Source organism: Streptomyces sp. NPDC104307 (assembly GCF_055584045.1).
The window spans coordinates 438,783-458,667 of the sequence record NZ_JBVJMU010000003.1; the positions used below are offsets into that span (position 1 = coordinate 438,783).

At 72.1% G+C, this 19,885-nt stretch carries 14 protein-coding genes; 7 read left to right on the forward strand and 7 right to left on the reverse strand.

Translation table 11 applies throughout. The features are described 5' to 3' along the window. The first annotated feature begins 82 nt into the window (after positions 1 to 82). From trpB to lgt, 4 genes are all read left to right on the forward strand, one after another. Entirely contained in the window at positions 83 to 1,369 is a 1,287-nt protein-coding gene (gene trpB / locus ACZ601_RS12050) for a tryptophan synthase subunit beta (protein ID WP_440574357.1), read from the forward strand. Beyond that, positions 1,366 to 2,178, forward strand: a complete 813-nt coding sequence (gene trpA, locus ACZ601_RS12055) for a tryptophan synthase subunit alpha (protein WP_469536141.1) — start codon at positions 1,366 to 1,368, stop codon at positions 2,176 to 2,178. Before trpB ends, trpA begins: the two co-directional genes overlap by 4 nt. Before the next feature lie 75 nt (positions 2,179 to 2,253). Beyond that, the gene (locus ACZ601_RS12060) at positions 2,254 to 3,081 is read left to right on the forward strand and encodes a DsbA family protein (RefSeq protein ID WP_469536144.1); all 828 of its coding nucleotides are present in this window, start codon (positions 2,254 to 2,256) and stop codon (positions 3,079 to 3,081) included. 98 nt (positions 3,082 to 3,179) lie between these two features. Further along, positions 3,180 to 4,148 (forward strand): prolipoprotein diacylglyceryl transferase, encoded by a 969-nt coding sequence (gene lgt / locus ACZ601_RS12065; protein ID WP_469536147.1) that lies wholly within the window; start codon positions 3,180 to 3,182, stop codon positions 4,146 to 4,148. A gap of 239 nt (positions 4,149 to 4,387) precedes the next feature. Here lgt and ACZ601_RS12070 read toward each other — a convergent pair whose 3' ends face one another. Genes ACZ601_RS12070 through ACZ601_RS12100 form a run of 7 tightly spaced genes read right to left on the reverse strand, consistent with a single transcriptional unit; the run spans position 4,388 to position 12,276 of the window. Beyond that, positions 4,388 to 5,215 carry an HpcH/HpaI aldolase/citrate lyase family protein gene (locus ACZ601_RS12070; RefSeq protein ID WP_469536150.1) on the reverse strand — a complete coding sequence of 276 codons (828 nt, stop codon included), beginning with the start codon at positions 5,213 to 5,215 and terminating at the stop codon, positions 4,388 to 4,390. Next, complete coding sequence (locus tag ACZ601_RS12075; protein ID WP_469536152.1) at positions 5,212 to 6,411, reverse strand: CaiB/BaiF CoA transferase family protein; 1,200 nt, start codon at positions 6,409 to 6,411, stop codon at positions 5,212 to 5,214. The genes ACZ601_RS12070 and ACZ601_RS12075 overlap by 4 nt, the downstream gene beginning before the upstream one ends. Then, positions 6,408 to 7,292, reverse strand: a complete 885-nt coding sequence (gene rbsK, locus ACZ601_RS12080) for a ribokinase (protein ID WP_469536155.1) — start codon at positions 7,290 to 7,292, stop codon at positions 6,408 to 6,410. Before rbsK ends, ACZ601_RS12075 begins: the two co-directional genes overlap by 4 nt. Beyond that, entirely contained in the window at positions 7,289 to 8,671 is a 1,383-nt protein-coding gene (locus tag ACZ601_RS12085; protein WP_469536156.1) for an ADP-ribosylglycohydrolase family protein, read from the reverse strand. The genes rbsK and ACZ601_RS12085 overlap by 4 nt, the downstream gene beginning before the upstream one ends. Further along, a complete protein-coding gene (locus ACZ601_RS12090) occupies positions 8,668 to 9,870 on the reverse strand; it encodes an ADP-ribosylglycohydrolase family protein (protein WP_469536159.1) in 1,203 nt (400 codons plus the stop codon). Before ACZ601_RS12090 ends, ACZ601_RS12085 begins: the two co-directional genes overlap by 4 nt. Then, positions 9,797 to 11,017, reverse strand: a complete 1,221-nt coding sequence (locus ACZ601_RS12095; RefSeq protein ID WP_469536161.1) for an ADP-ribosylglycohydrolase family protein — start codon at positions 11,015 to 11,017, stop codon at positions 9,797 to 9,799. The genes ACZ601_RS12090 and ACZ601_RS12095 overlap by 74 nt, the downstream gene beginning before the upstream one ends. Further along, on the reverse strand, positions 11,014 to 12,276 hold the full coding sequence (locus ACZ601_RS12100) for an ADP-ribosylglycohydrolase family protein (protein ID WP_469536498.1): 1,263 nt from the start codon (positions 12,274 to 12,276) through the stop codon (positions 11,014 to 11,016). The genes ACZ601_RS12095 and ACZ601_RS12100 overlap by 4 nt, the downstream gene beginning before the upstream one ends. A 417-nt stretch (positions 12,277 to 12,693) precedes the next feature. Between ACZ601_RS12100 and ACZ601_RS12105 the strand changes: the two genes are divergently transcribed. From ACZ601_RS12105 to ACZ601_RS12115, 3 genes are all read left to right on the forward strand, one after another. Beyond that, complete coding sequence (locus tag ACZ601_RS12105; RefSeq protein WP_440574347.1) at positions 12,694 to 13,428, forward strand: VIT1/CCC1 transporter family protein; 735 nt, start codon at positions 12,694 to 12,696, stop codon at positions 13,426 to 13,428. A gap of 413 nt (positions 13,429 to 13,841) precedes the next feature. After that, on the forward strand, positions 13,842 to 18,401 hold the full coding sequence (gene gltB, locus ACZ601_RS12110; protein WP_469536164.1) for a glutamate synthase large subunit: 4,560 nt from the start codon (positions 13,842 to 13,844) through the stop codon (positions 18,399 to 18,401). After that, positions 18,394 to 19,854 (forward strand): glutamate synthase subunit beta, encoded by a 1,461-nt coding sequence (locus tag ACZ601_RS12115; RefSeq protein WP_440574345.1) that lies wholly within the window; start codon positions 18,394 to 18,396, stop codon positions 19,852 to 19,854. Before gltB ends, ACZ601_RS12115 begins: the two co-directional genes overlap by 8 nt. Positions 19,855 to 19,885 lie beyond the last annotated feature (31 nt).

A 19,885-nucleotide genomic window follows, 5' to 3' on the forward strand; every position in this document is an offset into this window, starting at 1 on the left:
CCGGCCGAGGCGGCGCCTCGCTCACGGCGCAATACGGTGAATCCACGCATCCACCCCATGCCATGCCGAGGAGCACGTCGAGATGTCGTCCGACTTCTTCATTCCGGACCCGCAGGGTCTGATCCCCAGCGCCGAGGGGTACTTCGGCGCGTACGGCGGAAAGTTCATCCCGGAGGCGCTCGTCGCCGCCGTGGACGAGGTCGCCGTCGAGTACGACAAGGCGAAGGCCGACCCGGCGTTCGCCGCCGAGCTCAACGAGCTCATGGTCAACTACACCGGCCGCCCCAGCGCGCTCACCGAGGTGCCGCGCTTCGCGGAACACGCCGGGGGCGCCCGGATCTTCCTCAAGCGCGAGGACCTCAACCACACCGGCTCGCACAAGATCAACAACGTGCTGGGCCAGGCGCTCCTCACCCGGCGCATGGGCAAGACCCGGGTCATCGCGGAGACCGGGGCCGGCCAGCACGGCGTCGCCACCGCGACCGCCTGCGCGCTCTTCGGCCTCGAATGCACCATCTACATGGGCGAGATCGACACCGAGCGCCAGGCGCTCAACGTGGCGCGGATGCGGATGCTCGGCGCCGAGGTCATCGCCGTGAAGTCCGGCTCCCGCACCCTCAAGGACGCCATCAACGAGGCGTTCCGTGACTGGGTCGCCAACGTGGACCGCACGCACTACCTCTTCGGCACGGTCGCGGGCCCGCACCCCTTCCCCGCCATGGTCCGCGACTTCCATCGCGTCATCGGTGTCGAGGCCAGGCGGCAGATCCTGGAGCGCGCGGGCCGCCTCCCGGACGCGGCGGTCGCCTGCGTCGGCGGCGGCTCCAACGCCATCGGCCTCTTCCACGCCCTCATCCCGGACGCGGACGTCCGCCTCATCGGCTGCGAGCCGGCCGGGCACGGCGTGGAGACGGGCGAGCACGCGGCGACCCTGACCGAGGGCGAGCCCGGCATCCTGCACGGTTCGCGCAGCTACGTCCTCCAGGACGAGGAGGGCCAGATCACCGAGCCGTACTCCATCTCGGCCGGTCTGGACTACCCGGGAATCGGCCCGGAGCACGCCTACCTGAAGGACATCGGCCGAGGCGAGTACCGCGCGGTCACCGACGACGCGGCCATGCAGGCGCTGCGGCTGCTCTCCCGCACCGAGGGAATCATCCCGGCCATCGAGAGCGCGCACGCGCTGGCCGGTGCCCTGGAGGTCGGCAAGGAGCTCGGCAAGGACGGCCTGATCCTGGTCAACCTGTCCGGCCGGGGCGACAAGGACATGGACACGGCGGCCCGGTACTTCGGGCTGTACGAGACCGACGCGGCCGTCGAGGCGGACGCGTCCGGCCGCGGTGCCGAGATCGAGGGGGACGCCAAGTGAGCGGCAACATCGAGCTGTTGGACACCACCCTCGCCGCGGCCAAGGCCGAGGACCGGGCGGCGCTGATCGCGTACCTGCCCGCCGGGTTCCCGACCGTCGACGGCGGGATCGCGGCCATCAAGGCGGCGGCCGCCGGCGGCGCCGACGTCATCGAGGTGGGCCTGCCGCACAGCGACCCGGTGCTCGACGGCCCGGTCATCCAGACCGCCGACGACATCGCGCTGCGCGGCGGCGTGAAGATCGCCGACGTGATGCGCACGGTCCGCGAGGCGTACGAGGCCACCGGGATCCCGATCCTGGTCATGACGTACTGGAACCCGATCGACCGGTACGGCGTCGAGCGCTTCACCGCCGAGCTGGCGGAGGCGGGCGGCGCCGGGTGCATCCTGCCCGACCTGCCGGTCCAGGAGTCCGCCCTGTGGCGCGAGCACGCGGCCAAGCACGGACTCGCGACCGTCTTCGTCGTCGCGCCCAGCAGCAAGGACGAGCGCCTCGCCACCATCACGGCGGCCGGTTCCGGCTTCGTCTACGCCGCTTCGCTGATGGGGGTCACCGGCACCCGCGTCTCGGTCGGGGAACAGGCCGAGGACCTGGTGCGGCGCACCCGCGCCACCACCTCCGTCCCGGTCTGCGTCGGGCTCGGCGTCTCCAACGCGGACCAGGCCGCCGAGGTCGCCGGGTTCGCGGACGGGGTCATCGTCGGTACCGCCTTCGTCAAGTGCATGCTGGACGCGCCCGACGAGGAGGCCGGCCTGGCGGCCGTCCGCTCACTGGCGGCCGATCTGGCCGAAGGTGTTCGAAAGCGCTGATACCGGACGTCACCCGAATGGGTGGACCTGGGACCGGGGAGGCACGCGAGTGCCTCCCCGGTTCGTTGCTGCGGTGTGAGCGAGAAGAACCAAGAGGGAAAAAGGGCCGCGCGAGACCGGCTGATCCAGCAGCGTGAGCAGCTGAAGGCGCGAGAGCGCCGTCGCCGCACGCTGATCGTCTCGACCGCCGTGGTGGGTGTCCTCGCCCTGGCCGCCGTCGTCGGTGTGATCGCCGCCAACAGCGGCGGGAAGGGCAGTAAGAACAAGGCGTCGGGTCCCGCCGTCGCACCGTCGGGCGCGACCGGCAAGGACAGCCTCGCCATCCAGGTGGGAGCGGACGACGCCCCGTCCACCCTCACGATCTGGGAGGACTTCCGCTGCCCCGTCTGCGCCCAGTTCGAGAACGCGTTCCGGGACACGATCCACCAGCTGGAGCAGAGCAAGCAGCTCAAGGTCGAGTACCACCTCGCCACGCTGATCGACGGCAATCTCGGCGGCAGCGGCTCCCTCAAGGCCGCAAACGCGGCGGCCTGCGCCCAGGACGTGGGCAAGTTCTCCGCGTACCACGACATCCTGTACCGCAATCAGCCGCAGGAGGCCGACGACGCCTTCGGTGACAACAGCAAGCTGATCGACCTGTCCAAGAAGGTCGACGGGCTCGACACGCCCGCCTTCCGTAGCTGTGTCGAGGACGGCACGCACGACAGCTGGGTCCAGAAGTCCGACAAGGCGTTCCGCGACGGCGGCTTCCAGGGCACGCCGACGGCGCTGCTCAACGGTCAGTCGATCTTCCCCAAGAAGGGGAACGAGCCGATCACCGTCGCCAACCTGAAGAAGTGGGTCGCGGAGGCCAACAAGGGCAAGGGGAAAGCCACGGCCACCCCCGCCCCGTCGGGGTCCTGAACGGCGGATTCCCGGGGAATCGATGACCGGCTCGTTACCCAGAAGTTGTCGGGCGGGTTGCCGCACCTCCCGCCCGGCAAGGTAGCGTCGACCCTGTCATGGACCTTGCCTACATTCCCAGCCCGTCGACCGGCGTGATCGATCTCGGCCCGATCCCGCTTCGCGGCTACGCGTTCTGCATCATCATCGGTGTGTTTGTCGCCGTCTGGCTAGGCAACAAGCGCTGGATCGCCCGAGGGGGCAGAGCCGGCACGGTTGCCGACATCGCCGTCTGGGCGGTGCCCTTCGGCCTCGTCGGCGGGAGGCTCTACCACGTCATCACCGACTACCAGCTGTACTTCAGCGACGGTGAGGACTGGGTCGACGCCTTCAAGATCTGGCAGGGCGGCCTCGGGATCTGGGGTGCGATCGCGCTCGGCGCGGTCGGTGCCTGGATCGGCTGCCGCCGCCGGGGGATCCCGCTGCCCGCCTGGGCCGACGCGCTCGCTCCCGGTATCGCCGTGGCCCAGGCCTGCGGTCGCTGGGGCAACTGGTTCAACCAGGAGCTGTACGGCCGGGAGACCGACGTTCCGTGGGCGCTGAAGATCAGCGAGGGCCCCAACCGGGCGGCCGGCACGTACCACCCGACGTTCCTGTACGAGTCGCTGTGGTGCATCGGCGTGGCCCTTCTGGTGATCTGGGCGGACCGCCGGTTCAAGCTCGGGCACGGGCGGGCGTTCGCGCTGTACGTCGCGTCCTACTGCGCCGGTCGCGCGTGGATCGAGTACATGCGCGTCGACGAGGCCCACCACATCCTGGGCCTGCGCCTGAACGTGTGGACCGCGCTGATCGTGTTCGTGCTGGCGGTGGTCTACATGGTGATCTCGGCGAAGGTGCGGCCGGGCCGCGAGGAGATCGTCGAGCCGGGGGCGCCGGACGCGGTTGAGGCCGGGGACGCGGAGGCCGGTGAGGCGAAGTCCGACGACGCGAAGTCTGACGACGCCGTGGTCGAGTCCGATGCGGTGGACGCGTCCGGTCCGTCCGAGGCTTCGGAGACGAAGGATGCGGCGGAGACGGCCAAGGGCTGACGCCGCGAGAACGAGGAGGGGCCGCCGGGCGATCCGGCGGCCCCTCCTCGTTCTGCGCGCCGCGAGCGTGGCGCCGGGTCTTGTCCTCAATCGCCGGACGGGCTTGAATTCGCTCGCCGTGATCGTGTCTCTGCGGGCCGTGGTGTCCTCAATCGCCGGACGGCTTGGATTTGTTGGGCGGGGGCGAACCCAGCCCGTCCGGCGATTGAGGACGGAAGCGTTACGGCCGGGGCCCCGGCTCAGCGTGGGCCCGTCACCACCGTGCGCCCGGCCAGGGCAAGCGTGCGGTGGGCCGAGGCCACCACCGCCGCGTCCACGAAGCGCCCGTCCGGCAGGGCCAGCGCCCCCGCCTCCGCGCGGGCCGCCTCGACGATCTCCTGTGCCGCCTCGATCTCCTGCGGCGTCGGCCGGAACGCCCGCTCGATCACCGGAAGCTGCCGGGGATGGATCGCCGCCCGCCCCAGGAAGCCCAGCGCCCGCCCGTGCGCGCAGGACGCCCACAGCCCGTCCAGGTCCCGGACGTCCGGGAACACCGACTGGGTCGGCGGGGCAAGGCCGGCGGCCCGGCACGCGACCACCGCCCGGCTGCGCGACCAGTCGAGCCCCGTGTCGTCGTGCACCCCCAGATCGGCCCGGAGATCCGCCTCGCCCAGTGCGATGGACCGGACCTGCGGATGGGCGGCCGCCACCGAGTACGCGTGCTCGATGCCGAGCGCCGACTCCAGCAGCGGGCAGAGCGCGACCCCGGGGGCCAGCGCCGCGATGTGATGGACGGAGGCCGCGTGGGTGATCTTCGGCAGCCGCAGTTCCGCGAGGCCCGGCAGCCCGGCCAGGGTCGTGACGTCGGCCTCGGTGTGGACCCGGACGTGGAGCGGCGCCGCGCCGGCGTCCGCAGGATCGGAGAGGAGCTCCGCGGTCGCCGCCCGCGCGTACTCCTTGCGGTCCGGGGCGACCGCGTCCTCCAGGTCCACGATCACCACGTCCGCCCCCGACGCACGGGCCTTGCGCACCACGTCCGGCCGGTCCCCGGGGACGTACAGCCAGCTGAGGGGGATCGTCGCGGTCACAGGACACGCTCCGCCCGCAGCGCCGAGATCTCCGCGCCGCTCAGCCCGAGCCCGGTGAGGATCTCCTCGGTGTCCGCGCCGTGCGGCCGCCCCGCCCAGCGGATCGCCCCGGGGGTCGCGGAGAGCCGGAACAGGACGTTCTGCATCCGCAGCGGACCCAGCTCGGGGTCGTCGACCTCGGTGACGGAGTCCAGCGCCCGGTACTGCGGGTCCTCCATCACGTCGCGGACGTCGTGGATGGGCGCGATGGCGGCCTCCGCCTTCTCGAACGCGGAGATCGCGTCGTCCCGGGTGTGCCGGGCGATCCAGTTGCCGACCGCCTCGTCGAGCTCCTCGCAGTGCTCGGCGCGGGTGGTGCCGGAGCCGAACCACGGCTCGTCGATCAGCTCCGCCCGCCCCACCAGACGCATCACCCGCTCCGCGATGGACTGCGCGGAGGTGGAGACGGCCACCCACTGACCGTCCGAGGTGCGGTAGGTGTTGCGCGGGGCGTTGTTGCGCGAGCGGTTGCCGGTGCGCGGCTGCACGTAGCCGAGCTGGTCGTACCAGAGGGGCTGCGGGCCGAGCACGGTCAGGAGCGGTTCGATGATCGCCAGGTCGACGACCTGCCCCTCCCCGGTGCGTTCCCGCGCGGCCAGCGCGGTCGTCACCGCGAACGCCGTGGCGATCGCCGCGATCGAGTCGGCGAGCCCGAAGGGCGGCAGCGTCGGCGGCCCGTCCGGCTCCCCGGTGATCGCCGCGAACCCGCTCATCGCCTCCGCGAGCGTCCCGAAGCCGGGCCGGTGCGCGTACGGGCCGAACTGTCCGAAGCCGGTGACCCGGGCCAGCACCAGCCGGGGGTTGACGGCGTGCAGCTCCTCCCAGCCGAGACCCCAGCGCTCCAGGGTGCCCGGCCGGAAGTTCTCGATGATCACATCGGTCTCCGCGGCGAGCCGCAGCAGGATGTCGCGCCCGCCGGCCCCGGACAGATCGAGGGTCATGGTGCGCTTGTTGCGGCCGAGGAGCTTCCACCACAGCCCGATGCCGTCCTTCGTGGGGCCGTGGCCCCGGGACGGGTCGGGGCGGCCCGGATGCTCGACCTTGATCACCTCGGCGCCGTAGTCACCGAGCATGGTGGCGCACAGCGGCCCGGCGAAGAGCGTGGCCAGGTCGATGACCCGCAGTCCGGTCAGCGGCGCTGCCGCGGGCCCGGTCACGCGGTGTCGATTTCGCTGCGGTACGGCATGGACGTGGAGGCGCCGTGCTTCTGGACGCAGAGCGCGGCGGCCGCCGAGGCCCAGGCGACGGCCTGCGGAACCGGTCGGCCCTCACCGATGGCCACCGCGAGCGCGCCGACGAAGGTGTCGCCGGCGCCCGTGGTGTCGACGGCGCTGACATCGGGGGCGGGGAAGTGGACAGCGGTGGTGCCCCGGGCCGCGTACAGGCAGCCCTTCGAGCCGAGCGTGATGAGGACCGCCGGTACGTGGGCGAGCAGGACCTCCGCCGCCGCGTGCGGCTCCGTGTGCCCGGACAGTTCGGCCGCCTCGTGCTCATTGGGGATCAGCAGGTCGACGCAGTCCAGGAGTTCGTCGGGCAGCTCCTGCACGGGCGGCGGGGTGAGGAGCACCCGCACCCCCTGGGCGTGACCGGCCCGCGCGCCCTCGATCACGGCGGACATCGGCAGCTCCAGCTGGAGCAGCAGCAGATCGGCCTCCGCGACGGCGGCGATCTCGCCCGGACCGAGCGCGGTGACCACCCCGTTGGCGCCGGGGATGACGACGATGGCGTTGGAGCCCTTGGCGTCCACCACGATGTGCGCGGTACCGCTGGGCCCCTCCGCGGTGTGCAGCAGATCGGTGTCGACGCCCGAGTGCTCCAGGTTCTTCCGCAGCCGGAGACCGTACTCGTCGTTGCCGACGGCGCCGATCATCATGACGTCGCCCCCGGCGCGGGCGGCGGCGACCGCCTGGTTGGCGCCCTTGCCGCCGGGAACGGTGCGGAACTCCCGTCCGGTGACTGTCTCTCCGCGCTCCGGGGCTCGGTCGGTGTAGGCCACGAGGTCCATATTGGTGCTGCCGAGCACCGCGACTCTGGTCATGGGCGGAGTACCTCCTGGTGGGTGAGCCGGTGGGTCAGGTCTGCGAGCGTGTCGAAGCCGACCGAGTCGAAACCGGGTACGGACGTGGCGAGCCGGTTCTTCAGCGGGGTGGTCCACCGGTCGGGCAGCGCCTCCGGCCGGCCGGCCAGCAGTCCGGCGAGCGAACCGGCGGTCGCCCCGTTGGAGTCGGTGTCCCAGCCGCCGGACACCGCGCGGCAGATGGAGCCGGAGAAGTCGCCGTCGGCGTGCGTGAGCGCGGCGGCGAGCAGCGCCGCGTTGGGCAGCACGTGCACCCAGTGGCAGTGGCCGTACAGGTCGTGGAGGTGGTCGACGACGGTGTCGAAGTCGGCGGCACCATGGGCCGCCGCGACTCCGTCCCGTACCGCCCGTGCGAACCGCGAACGCGGGGGGACGACCCTGAGCCCGGCGGCCAGGCAGCCGTGCACATCGGCCTCGCCGCCCGCCGCCTCCGCCAGCGCGGCGGCGGTGAACATGGCGCCGTACACCCCGTTCCCGGTGTGGGTGAGGACCGCGTCCCGGTGGGCCTGCTCCGCCGCTGCTGCCGGGTCGCCGGGGTGGGTCCAGCCGTGCACGTCGGCCCGGATCTGCGCACCGATCCACTCCCGGAACGGGTTGCGGTACGAGGCGGTGTCCGGCGGCTCGATGCCGTCCAGCAGATTGCGGTACGCGACCCGCTCCGCGGTGAACGTCCGGCCCGCCGGAAGCTCGTCCAGCCAGAGCCGGGCGAGGTCCGCGGTGGTGAACGAGCGGCCGTGACGCCGGAGCAGCAACAGGGTGAGCAGCGGGTGGTTGAGGTCGTCGTCCTCCGGCATCCCGTCGATGTTCTCCGCGAGCGAGGTGGCCGCGGAGCGCCGGTTCCAGGGGTAGGTGGCGGCCAGCCCAGGGGACAGCCCCTTGGCGGTGAACCAGGTGTTCAGCGGCCAGTTCCCGGTGGCGCGGGCCAGTGCGCGGATGCCCTCCAGCGGCAGCTTCTCGACCGGCTTCCCGAGCAGGCAGCCCGCCGCCCGCCCGAGCCAGGCCGCGTGCAGCCGCTCGCAGTCCACACCGGACGGCGCCGTGCGGGGCAGCGGCCAGCGCGGGCAGGCGGCCCGGATCGCGTCCAGGGCGGTCGGCTCGTCGTCGGCCAACGGAGATTCCAGCAGCGCGAGTTCGTCCAGCAGCCGGCCGGCGACCGCGCGCAGTCCGGGCGGTGCGGGGTGCTCGGAGGCGCCCGCGCGCTCCGGGGCGGGCGATCCGCCGGCCTCGTACCACCGGCGCTCGATGTCCCGGGCGTCCCGCCCGTCCTGCGCGGCCTGCCGCAGTTCGTGTCCGACCAGGTCCTCCGGCTGCACCCAGGTGGCCCGCACGCTCTTGGTCATGGGGTGCCCGCCAGCGCGGTGAAGGCGCTCTCGTGGGCGCGGCGGCGGGCCGTGTCGTGTGCGAACACCTCGCGGGCGACCTCCGCCAGGGTCCGGGCCGGGGCGTGCAGATCGAGGCGGCTGGCCCCGGCGACGGTGCTCACCCAGTCGGCGGGGATCGCGCCCTCGCCGTGCAGGGCGCCCGCGACGGCGCCGCTCATGGTGGCGATCGAGTCGCAGTCCCGCCCGTAGTTGACGGAGCCCAGGACCGTGCGCCGGTAGTCCCCGTCCCCGACGAGCAGCATGCCGAGCGCGATGGGGAGTTCCTCGATGGCGTGCAGCCGGGAGGGGCGGCGGGCGCCGAGCGAGGGGGCGCGGTAGTCGGGCCCCACGGTGTCGAAGGGGGCGACCGCCTCCCGCAGCGGGGCCAGCGCGGACTCGAAGTCCTGGTACCCGACGGCCGTTTCGCAGACCGCGTCGATCGCCGCCCGGGTGCCGTCCTTGGCGAGCGAGAGACACGTCTCGATGACGCTCGTGGGCGTCGCCCCCGGGACGCAGGCTGCGGCGACGGCGGCCGCGAACACTCCGGCGGCCTCCCTGCCGTACGAGGACTGGTGGGCGCCCGCGACATCCAGCGCCTCGGCGTAGGCGGCCTGCGGATGGGCCGCGTTCACCAGGCCGACCGGAGCCATGTACATCGCGGCACCGCAGTTGACGATGTTTCCGGAGCCCGCCTCGCGCGGGTCGACGTGGCCGTAGTGCAGCCGGGCGACGATCCACTTCTCGGCGAGGAAGACCCGCTGGAGCGGCAGCGCCTCGGCCTCCAGCTCCGGAATCCAGCGGGGGTTCGAGATCAGCTCCGGTACCAGGTGCTCGGCGACCGAGTACGCGTCGAGATGGCCGCGCACCCTGCCGTACACCCGGACCAGGGCATGGGTCATCAAGGTGTCGTCGGTGACGTGTCCGTCGCCCTTGTGGTACGGGGCGATGGGACGGGCGGTCCGCCAGTCGTCGCCGTCCCAGGGGCCGACGACGCCGGTGATCCGCCCGCCGTGCCGGGCCACGATCTGCTCGGGGGGCCGCCCTTCGACCGGACCGCCGAGCGCGTCACCGACGGCGGCGCCTACGAGCGCGCCCGCGATCCTTTCATCGAGCGTGAGCGCCGTGGTTGTCGTGGACGGTGCGGACCTCGTGGGCGCCGGGGGCGCGGTGGATGTCATGTCCGAATTGTCCACCCGGGAGTGCTGGTTCCGTGTCTGCCAGCAGCCCGGCGAGTTCCAGCAGATCGGTGCCCGCGAATCGGGGCAGCGCGCACCCCGCGAGAGTGCGGCAGGCCTCGCGCCAGCCGTCCGGCACGGTGGCGATGCCACCGAGCGCGCCCGTGAGCGCACCGGCCAGGGCCGGTGCCGAATCGGCGACCCGGGACAGGCAGGCGGCGGACGGTACGGCCTGCGCGATCTCGCCCCGGGCGGCGGTGGCCAGGGCGAGGGCGACCGGGACGGTCTCGGCCGCGGCGATCCCGTAGCTGTAGACGTGGTCCACGATCTGGTGCTCCAGCACCGGTACGAGGGCGAAGGCGCCGGCCGCCTCACCGGCGAAGTCGCGGGCGATCCGGACCGCGTGGGCGGCGTTGCGGGCGATCTCGGTGCCTTCCGGGAGCTGGTCCAGCGCGGCGTTCACCGCCGTGTCCACGTCCGCCCCGCCGAGCGCCTGCGCGATCGCGGCGGCCATCGCCCGCGCGCCGTGCACCCCGTCGCCGTCCTGGGTGTAGCGCGCGTCGAACTCCGCGAGATCGGCCGCGGCCGCCGGGTCGCCGGGGTGGACGACGGCCAGCACGGCGGCCCGCACGCACGCCGCGTCGTCGAAGTAGTGCGGGTTGTCGTGGCCGGTGGCGGGCGGGCGCAGTCCGGCGGCGAGGTTGCCGAGCCCGGCCCGTACCGAGATGCGGGCCCGCAGCGGCAGGACCGCCGACTCGACCTCCGGTGCCCGTGCGGCGGCCGCGGCGACCTCGGCGGCCAGCGCGTTCCAGGCGACGTCCACCGCGGCCCGCGTCCGGCGGCCGGGGGAGAGGCCGTGCAGCGGGCCCGCCGCGGAGGTCAGCACGGTCCCGGCCGCGAACGCCGCCCATTCGGCGTCGTCGGAGGGGCCCAGCCGCAGGGGCTCTGGCGGCTGGTTGAGGGCGATGGGGACGGGCAGCGTGGTGGTCGCGTTCTGCTCCGCGAAGGTGTCCAGCTCGCGGGTGAGGCGCCGGGTCCACTCCGGCATCCGGGCCGCCCGGTGCCGCGCGGCCGGCCATCCGGCGGCGTCCCCGGCGGCCAGCCCGAGGAGCAGCCCCTCGATCCGGGCGCGGCGGCCGGTGCCGGTCATGGGCGCACCACCGGTGCGCCGTCACGGGCCTGGAGGTGGCCGGGGCCGGCCGCATCGGGGACGGCCTCGCGGTGGTCGGAACTGGCGGTCGCACCAGGGCGGGACTCCCGGCGGTTGGGGTCGGCCGCTGCGCCGGGGACGGCCTCGCGGTGGTCCGGGCCGGCGGCCTCGCCGGGGAGGACCTCGCGGCGGTTGGGGCCGGCAGCCGCATCGGGGACGGCCTCGCGGTGGCCCTGGCCGGTGCCTTCGCCGGGAGGGGGCGCCCCACCGCCGGATCCGGGGTCCGGGGGCCGTTGCCCGGCCCGTTCGTCCGCCTCGGCCTCCGCCGGGGTGAGGAGTTCCGCGATGTCCAGTACGTGGTAGCCGCGCATCGAGGGCAGGCAGCTGCCCCGGACCGGGCCGATCGCCGCCGCCCAGTGCGCCGGAATGGCCGAGGCCCCGTGCAGCGCCCCGGCCAGCGCGCCCGCCACCGCGGCCGTGGTGTCGGCGTCGCGGCCCATGTTGACCGCGGTCAGCACCGCCGTACGGAAGTCGCCGCGCGCCGCGGCGAACGCCCCGAAGGCCAGCCCGACCGCCTCCGGCGCCAGGTCCGTCCACGGGTAGCCGCCGACGACCACGGCCGAGCGCACCGCGCGCTCCATCGTGAGCCGGTCCGGGTACGGGCGCTGGGCGGCGGTCACCGCGCGGCGCAGCGAACGCGCCGTCCAGGAGTCCATCGGGACGACGGAGAGCGCGGCCGCGATCACGGAGGTGACTCCGGACCCCGTCATCGCGGCCGCCACCCCGGCCGCCACCGCCTGGCCGCCGTAGATGCCCTCGCCCTCGTGGCTGACCCGGCCGTCCACCGCGACCAGCCGGGCCGCCTCGGCGGGCCGGCCCGCCGCGAAGACGCCGAACGGCGCCGCCCGCATCGCCAGACCGTCGCTCCAGGCGTGCCGGTGCTGGGCGGAGATCGGGGCGGCCAGCCCCCGGCGCAGGTTCTCCAGCGTGCCGCGCTCGCTGAAACCGGCACCCCGGAACGGTCCCTCGTCCAGGTCCGCGATCCACAGCCGCCACGCCCGCTCGACATGGGTCACGGTCAGCGCAGAGCCGTGCCGGGCCAGCAGCAGCCCGGAGAAGATCGCGTACTCCGTGTCGTCGGTGCCCGCCGGGTCGTCGCTCACGAAGCCCTCGATCCGGCCCCAGCGGCGGCGGATCTCGGAGGGCCGCATGTTCTCCGCGGGGGCGCCCAGCGCGTCGCCGACCGCGAGGCCGAGCAGCGAGCCCCTGGCCCGGTCGGCCGGACCGCCCCGGAGGACATCGCCGTGGACCGTTCCGCCCCGGACCGTATCGCCGGGGGCCGGCGCTCCTCGTACCGCTGCCCGCGTGCCGTCCGTCCGCGGCGCTGCCGCATTTCCCGCCATCAGCTCCATCGCGTCGACCCTTCGCTCGTACCGAGCCAGTTCTCGTACCTGTGGGATCTGTGCCACGCGGAGCCGGGACAGAGGCCGGTAATCACCACAAAAGGGCCACTCGGATGACGGCCTTCGGACAGCAAGGCAAGGCGTACCTACCTGGTCACGGACAGTGGTAAGTACGGCCTTCCTTGCTGGCGGGAGCCGTTTTTCGTGCGTATTTTCGAGTGTGTCGAACGGGGTCGGAGCGGCTGAACGCCGCTCCGGGAGAAGGGGAGAGCTGTGTCCATCATCGAGACCGACGCCGTACTGCACGAGGCGCACCGGGACAACCACACCCACCGCGACGTGAACGGTGGCTGGCTGCGGCCTGCGGTCTTCGGTGCCATGGACGGTCTCGTCTCGAACCTCGCCCTGATGACCGGCGTCGCGGGCGGTGACGTCTCGCACCGCACGATCGTGATCACCGGACTTGCCGGTCTGGCCGCCGGTGCCTTCTCGATGGCGGCCGGCGAGTACACCTCCGTCGCCTCGCAGCGTGAGCTGGTGGAGGCCGAACTCGACGTCGAGCGGCGGGAGTTGCGCAAGCACCCGCTGGACGAGGAGCGGGAGCTCGCGGAGCTCTACGAATCCCGGGGCGTCGACTCCGGCCTCGCCCGCGAGGTCGCCCGGCAGCTGTCGCGCGACCCGGAGCAGGCCCTGGAGATCCACGCCCGCGAGGAGCTCGGCATCGACCCGGGCGACCTGCCCTCGCCGCTCGTCGCCGCCGTCTCCTCGTTCGGCGCCTTCGCGCTGGGCGCCCTGCTGCCCCTGCTGCCGTACCTGCTCGGCGCGGACGCGCTGTGGCCGGCCGTGCTGCTGGCCCTGGTCGGCCTCTTCGGGTGTGGTGCGGTGGTCGCCCGGGTCACGGCCCGCAGCTGGTGGTTCAGCGGACTGCGTCAGCTGGTGCTCGGTGGCGCGGCGGCCGCGGTCACCTACGGCCTGGGCATGCTGTTCGGCGTCGCGGTCGGCGGCTGAGCCGCTCGCACACGTTACGGGCCGGGACCGGAACCACGGTCCCGGCCCGTAACGTGTGCGTCATCCGTGTGACGTACGTCCTGATCACCGCCACTGGGCGGAAGGTGTTCACGCGACGTAAAATGAGACTCTATGCAGGGCTACACATAAGTAGTCGTTACCCGGCGGTTTCGTTTGCGCTTCCGCCGGGCATGAGCCGTAGACACCGCAGGCAACGACGCCTGCTCTCTGCGGTCTCCCGGGCGCCGATCCTCCGACTGCGACCCCCTCCACCGCCATCAGCGGTGTCCGTATGTTGGAACGAGCTATCCGCTTCTTGAGAAGCGTCCCATCATGTAATCTGCACGAAATTTCGCAGAGGGCCAGAGTCGTCCCTCGGCTGTACATATGCCACGACGACGACGGGAGAGCCGATGCGCACCGACGCCTGGTCGCCCATGGACGGTCGCCCCGCCCAGCAGGGGATGTACGACCCCCGCAACGAGCACGACGCCTGTGGTGTCGGGTTCGTGGCCACTCTGACCGGTGTGGCCGGCCACGAGCTGGTAGAGCAGGCGCTGACCGTACTGCGCAACCTCGAACACCGCGGCGCCACCGGATCCGAGCCCGACTCCGGTGACGGAGCCGGAATCCTGCTCCAGGTACCGGACGCCTTCCTGCGCGCAGAGGTCCCCTTCGACCTCCCCGAGGCCGGTGCCTACGCCGTCGGCATCGCATTCCTGCCCGCGGACGACTCCACCGCGGCCGTCAAGGGCCTGGAGAAGATCGCCGCCGAAGAGGGCCTCAAGGTCCTCGGCTGGCGTGACGTCCCGGTCACCCCCGACATCCTCGGCAAGGGCGCCCGCGCCACCATGCCCGAGTTCCGTCAGCTCTTCGTCGCGGACGGTGAGAGCACCGGCATCGTCCTGGACCGCAAGGCCTTCGTACTGCGCAAGCGCGCCGAGCGTGAGACCGGGGTCTACTTCCCGTCGCTCTCCGCCCGCACGGTCGTCTACAAGGGCATGCTCACCACCGGGCAGCTGGAGCCGTTCTTCCCGGACCTCTCCGACGCCCGCTTCGCCACCACGGTCGCGCTGGTCCACTCCCGCTTCTCCACCAACACCTTCCCGAGCTGGCCGCTCGCCCACCCGTACCGCTTCGTCGCGCACAACGGCGAGATCAACACGGTCAAGGGCAACCGCAACTGGATGAAGGCCCGCGAGTCCCAGCTCGCCTCCAGCCTCTTCGGCACGGAGCAGCTGGACCGGATCTTCCCCGTCTGCACCCCGGACGCCTCCGACTCCGCCTCCTTCGACGAGGTCCTGGAGCTGCTCCACCTCGGCGGCCGCTCGCTGCCGCACTCCGTGCTGATGATGGTCCCCGAGGCGTGGGAGAACCACGCCTCCATGGACCCTGCCCGGCGCGCCTTCTACCAGTACCACTCCACGATGATGGAGCCCTGGGACGGCCCGGCCTGCGTCACCTTCACCGACGGCGTCCAGGTCGGCGCGGTCCTCGACCGCAACGGACTGCGCCCCGGACGCTACTGGGTCACCGACGACGGACTCGTCGTCCTCTCCTCCGAGGTCGGCGTCCTGGACATCGACCCCGCCAAGGTCGTCCGCAAGGGCCGCCTCCAGCCCGGCAAGATGTTCCTCGTCGACACCGCCGAGCACCGCATCATCGAGGACGACGAGATCAAGGCGTCCCTCGCCGCCGAGCAGCCCTACCAGGAGTGGCTGGAAACCGGCGAGATCGAGCTGGAGGACCTCCCCGAGCGGGAGCACATCGTCCACACGCACGCCTCCGTCACCCGCCGCCAGCAGACCTTCGGCTACACCGAGGAAGAGCTCCGCGTCATCCTCGCCCCGATGGCCCGCACCGCCGGCGAACCGCTCGGCTCGATGGGCACGGACTCCCCGATCGCCGCGCTGTCCGCCCGGCCCCGGCTGCTCTTCGACTACTTCACCCAACTGTTCGCCCAGGTCACCAACCCGCCGCTGGACGCCATCCGCGAGGAGCTCGTCACCTCGCTGCGCTCCACGCTCGGCCCGGCCGGCAACATCCTGGAGCCGACCGCAGCGGCCTGCCGCAGCGTCACGCTGCCCTTCCCGGTGATCGACAACGACGAGCTGGCCAAGCTCATACACATCAACGCCGACGGCGACATGCCGGGCATGAAGGCCGCCACGCTCTCCGGCCTCTACCGGGTCGGCGGCGGCGGCGAGGCACTGGCCGCACGGATCGAGGAGATCTGTACCGAGGTCGACGCCGCCATAGAGGACGGCGCCCGACTGATCGTCCTGTCCGACCGGCACTCCGACGCCGAGCACGCGCCGATCCCCTCGCTGCTGCTCACCTCGGCCGTCCACCACCACCTCATCCGCACCAAGCAGCGCACCCAGGTGGGGCTGCTGGTCGAGGCCGGTGACGTCCGCGAGGTCCACCACGTCGCGCTGCTGATCGGCTTCGGCGCCGCCGCGGTCAACCCGTACCTGGCCATGGAGTCCGTCGAGGACCTGGTCCGGGCCGGCACCTTCATCGAGGGCATCGAGGCCGAGCAGGCCATCCGCAACCTCATCTACGCACTGGGCAAGGGCGTCCTCAAGGTGATGTCCAAGATGGGCATCTCCACCGTCGCCTCCTACCGGGGCGCCCAGGTCTTCGAGGCCGTCGGCCTCGACCAGTCCTTCGTCGACCAGTACTTCAACGGCACCGCCACCAAGATCGGCGGCGCCGGACTCGACGTCGTCGCCAAGGAGGTCGCCGCCCGGCACGCCAAGGGCTACCCGGCCACCGGCATCTCCGCCTCGCACCGCGCGCTGGAGATCGGCGGCGAGTACCAATGGCGCCGCGAGGGCGAACCGCACCTGTTCGACCCGGACACGGTCTTCCGCCTCCAGCACGCCACCCGCAACCGCCGCTACGACATCTTCAAGCAGTACACGGACCGGGTGAACGAGCAGTCCGAGCGGCTGATGACGCTCCGCGGCCTGTTCGGCTTCACCTCGGACCGCGAGGCCATCGACATCGAAGAGGTCGAGTCCGTCTCGGACCTCGTCAAGCGCTTCTCGACCGGCGCCATGTCCTACGGCTCGATCTCCCGCGAGGCGCACGAGACCCTCGCCATCGCCATGAACCAGCTGGGCGGCAAGTCCAACACCGGCGAGGGCGGCGAGGACGCCGACCGGCTCTACGACCCGGCGCGCCGCTCCTCCATCAAGCAGGTCGCCTCCGGCCGCTTCGGCGTCACCAGCGAGTACCTGGTCAACGCGGACGACATCCAGATCAAGATGGCCCAGGGCGCCAAGCCCGGCGAGGGCGGCCAGCTGCCCGGCCACAAGGTCTACCCGTGGGTCGCCAAGACCCGGCACTCCACCCCCGGCGTCGGCCTGATCTCGCCCCCGCCGCACCACGACATCTACTCCATCGAGGACCTGGCTCAGCTGATCCACGACCTCAAGAACGCCAACCCGGCGGCCCGCATCCACGTGAAGCTGGTCTCCGAGGTCGGCGTCGGCACGGTCGCCGCCGGTGTCTCCAAGGCCCACGCGGACGTCGTCCTCATCTCGGGACACGACGGCGGAACGGGCGCCTCCCCGCTGACCTCGCTGAAGCACGCGGGCGGCCCCTGGGAGCTCGGCCTCGCCGAGACCCAGCAGACGCTGCTGCTCAACGGACTGCGCGACCGCATCGTCGTACAGACCGACGGCCAGCTCAAGACCGGCCGCGACGTCGTCATCGCCGCACTGCTGGGCGCTGAGGAGTTCGGTTTCGCGACCGCGCCGCTCGTCGTCTCCGGCTGCGTCATGATGCGCGTCTGCCACCTGGACACCTGCCCCGTCGGCATCGCCACCCAGAACCCGGTCCTGCGGGACCGCTTCTCCGGCAAGGCCGAGTACATCGTCAACTTCTTCGAGTTCATCGCCCAGGAAGTCCGCGAGATCCTCGCAGAGCTCGGCTTCCGGACGATCGAGGAGGCCGTCGGCCACGCCGAGCTGCTCGACACCGACCGGGCGGTCACGCACTGGAAGGCCCAGGGCCTCGACCTCGCCCCGCTGTTCCACGTCCCCGAGCTGGCCGACGGCGCCGTCCGCCACCAGATCGCGGAGCAGGACCACGGACTGGACAAGGCACTGGACAACGAGCTGATCAAGCTCGCCGACGACGCCCTGAAGGCCGACAGCGCGGAGGCCGCCCAGCCGGTCCGCGCGCAGATCGCGATCCGCAACATCAACCGGACCGTCGGCACCATGCTCGGCCACGAGGTCACGAAGAAGTTCGGCGGTGCGGGCCTGCCCGAGGACACCATCGACATCACCTTCACCGGCTCCGCCGGCCAGTCCTTCGGCGCCTTCCTCCCCAGCGGTGTGACCCTGCGCCTGGAGGGCGACGCCAACGACTACGTCGGCAAGGGCCTCTCCGGCGGCCGCGTCATCGTCCGCCCGGACCGGGGCGCCGACCACCTCGCGGAGTACTCCACCATCGCGGGCAACACCATCGGCTACGGCGCCACCGGCGGCGAACTGTTTCTGCGCGGCCGCACCGGCGAGCGCTTCTGCGTCCGCAACTCCGGCGCCACCGTCGTCTCCGAAGGCGTGGGCGACCACGGCTGCGAGTACATGACCGGCGGACACGCCGTCGTCCTCGGTGAGACCGGACGCAACTTCGCGGCCGGCATGTCCGGCGGCGTCGCCTACGTCATCGACCTCCAGCGCGACCACGTCAACGTCGGGAACCTCGGCGCGGTCGAGGAGCTCTCGGACACCGACAGGCAGTGGCTGCACGACGTCGTGCGCCGCCACCAGGAGGAGACCGGATCCACGGTCGCGGAGAAGCTCCTCGCCGAGTGGGACACCGCCGTGTCCCGCTTCAGCAAGATCATCCCGTCCACCTACAAGGCAGTGCTCGCCGCCAAGGACGCCGCTGAGCTCGCCGGTCTCTCCGAGCAGGAGACCACCGAGAAGATGATGGAGGCGGCGACCAATGGCTGACCCCAAGGGCTTCCTGACCACCGGCCGCGAGGTCGCCAAGACCCGCCCCGTGGATGAGCGCGTCAAGGACTGGAACGAGGTCTACGTTCCGGGCTCGCTGCTCCCGATCATCAGCAAGCAGGCCGGCCGCTGCATGGACTGCGGCATCCCGTTCTGCCACCAGGGCTGCCCGCTCGGAAACCTGATCCCCGAGTGGAACGACTACGCCTACCGCGAGGACTGGACGGCCGCGTCCGAGCGCCTGCACGCCACGAACAACTTCCCGGAGTTCACCGGGCGGCTCTGCCCCGCCCCGTGCGAGTCGGCGTGCGTGCTCGGCATCAACCAGCCGGCCGTCACCATCAAGAACGTCGAAGTCTCCATCATCGACCAGGCCTGGGACCGGGGCGACGTCACCCCGGTGCCGCCCGAGCGCCTCTCCGGCAAGACCGTGGCCGTCATCGGCTCCGGCCCGGCCGGACTCGCCGCCGCCCAGCAACTGACCCGGGCCGGTCACACGGTCGCGGTCTACGAGCGCGCGGACCGCATCGGGGGACTCCTCCGGTACGGCATCCCCGAGTTCAAGATGGAGAAGTCGCACATCAACCGCCGCATCGAGCAGATGCGCGCGGAGGGCACCAAGTTCCGCACCGAGGTCGAGGTCGGCAAGGACGTCGACGCGGCCAAGCTGCGCCGCCGCTACGACGCCGTCGTCATCGCCGCCGGTGCCACCGTCTCCCGCGACCTGCCCGTTCCGGGCCGGGAGCTGAACGGCGTGCACTTCGCGATGGAGTACCTGCCGCTCGCCAACAAGGTGCAGGAGGGCGACCTGACGGTCTCCCCGATCACCGCGGAGGGCAAGCACGTCGTCGTCATCGGCGGCGGCGACACCGGCGCCGACTGCGTCGGCACCGCCCACCGGCAGGGCGCCCTCTCCGTCACCCAGCTGGAGATCATGCCCAGGCCGGGCGAGGACCGGAACCCCAACCAGCCCTGGCCGACCTTCCCCATGCTCTACAAGGTCACCTCCGCGCACGAGGAGGGCGGCGAGCGCATCTACTCCGTCTCGACCACCCACTTCGAGGGCGACGAGGACGGCAACGTCCAGGAGCTGCACCTCATCGAGGTGGAGTTCAAGGACGGCAAGCTGGAGCAGAAGACCGGCACCGAGCGGGTCATCCCGGCGCAGCTGGTCACCCTCGCCATGGGCTTCACCGGCACCGACCAGGCCAACGGCCTCGTCCAGCAGTTCGGCGTCGAACTCGATGCCCGTGGCAACGTCGCCCGCGACAAGCACTACGCTACGAACATCGACGGCGTCTTCGTCGCCGGTGACGCCGGCCGAGGCCAGTCCCTCATCGTGTGGGCCATCGCCGAGGGCCGCTCCGCGGCACGCGGCGTGGACCGCTTCCTCACCGGGGCCAGCGCACTGCCGGCCCCGATCCGCCCGACGGACCGTTCCATGATGGTCTGATCACGGCACACAGACGTCCCGTACAACGGCG

Coding starts and splice junctions, on each gene's coding strand:
- trpB (WP_440574357.1), top strand. CDS start 83: ATGTCGTCCGACTTCTTCATTCCGGACCCGCAGGGTCTGATCCCCAGC.
- gltB (WP_469536164.1), top strand. CDS start 13,842: ATGCGCACCGACGCCTGGTCGCCCATGGACGGTCGCCCCGCCCAGCAG.
- ACZ601_RS12095 (WP_469536161.1), bottom strand. CDS start 11,017: ATGACCGGCACCGGCCGCCGCGCCCGGATCGAGGGGCTGCTCCTCGGG.
- ACZ601_RS12115 (WP_440574345.1), top strand. CDS start 18,394: ATGGCTGACCCCAAGGGCTTCCTGACCACCGGCCGCGAGGTCGCCAAG.
- lgt (WP_469536147.1), top strand. CDS start 3,180: ATGGACCTTGCCTACATTCCCAGCCCGTCGACCGGCGTGATCGATCTC.
- ACZ601_RS12085 (WP_469536156.1), bottom strand. CDS start 8,671: ATGACCAAGAGCGTGCGGGCCACCTGGGTGCAGCCGGAGGACCTGGTC.
- rbsK (WP_469536155.1), bottom strand. CDS start 7,292: ATGACCAGAGTCGCGGTGCTCGGCAGCACCAATATGGACCTCGTGGCC.
- ACZ601_RS12090 (WP_469536159.1), bottom strand. CDS start 9,870: ATGACATCCACCGCGCCCCCGGCGCCCACGAGGTCCGCACCGTCCACG.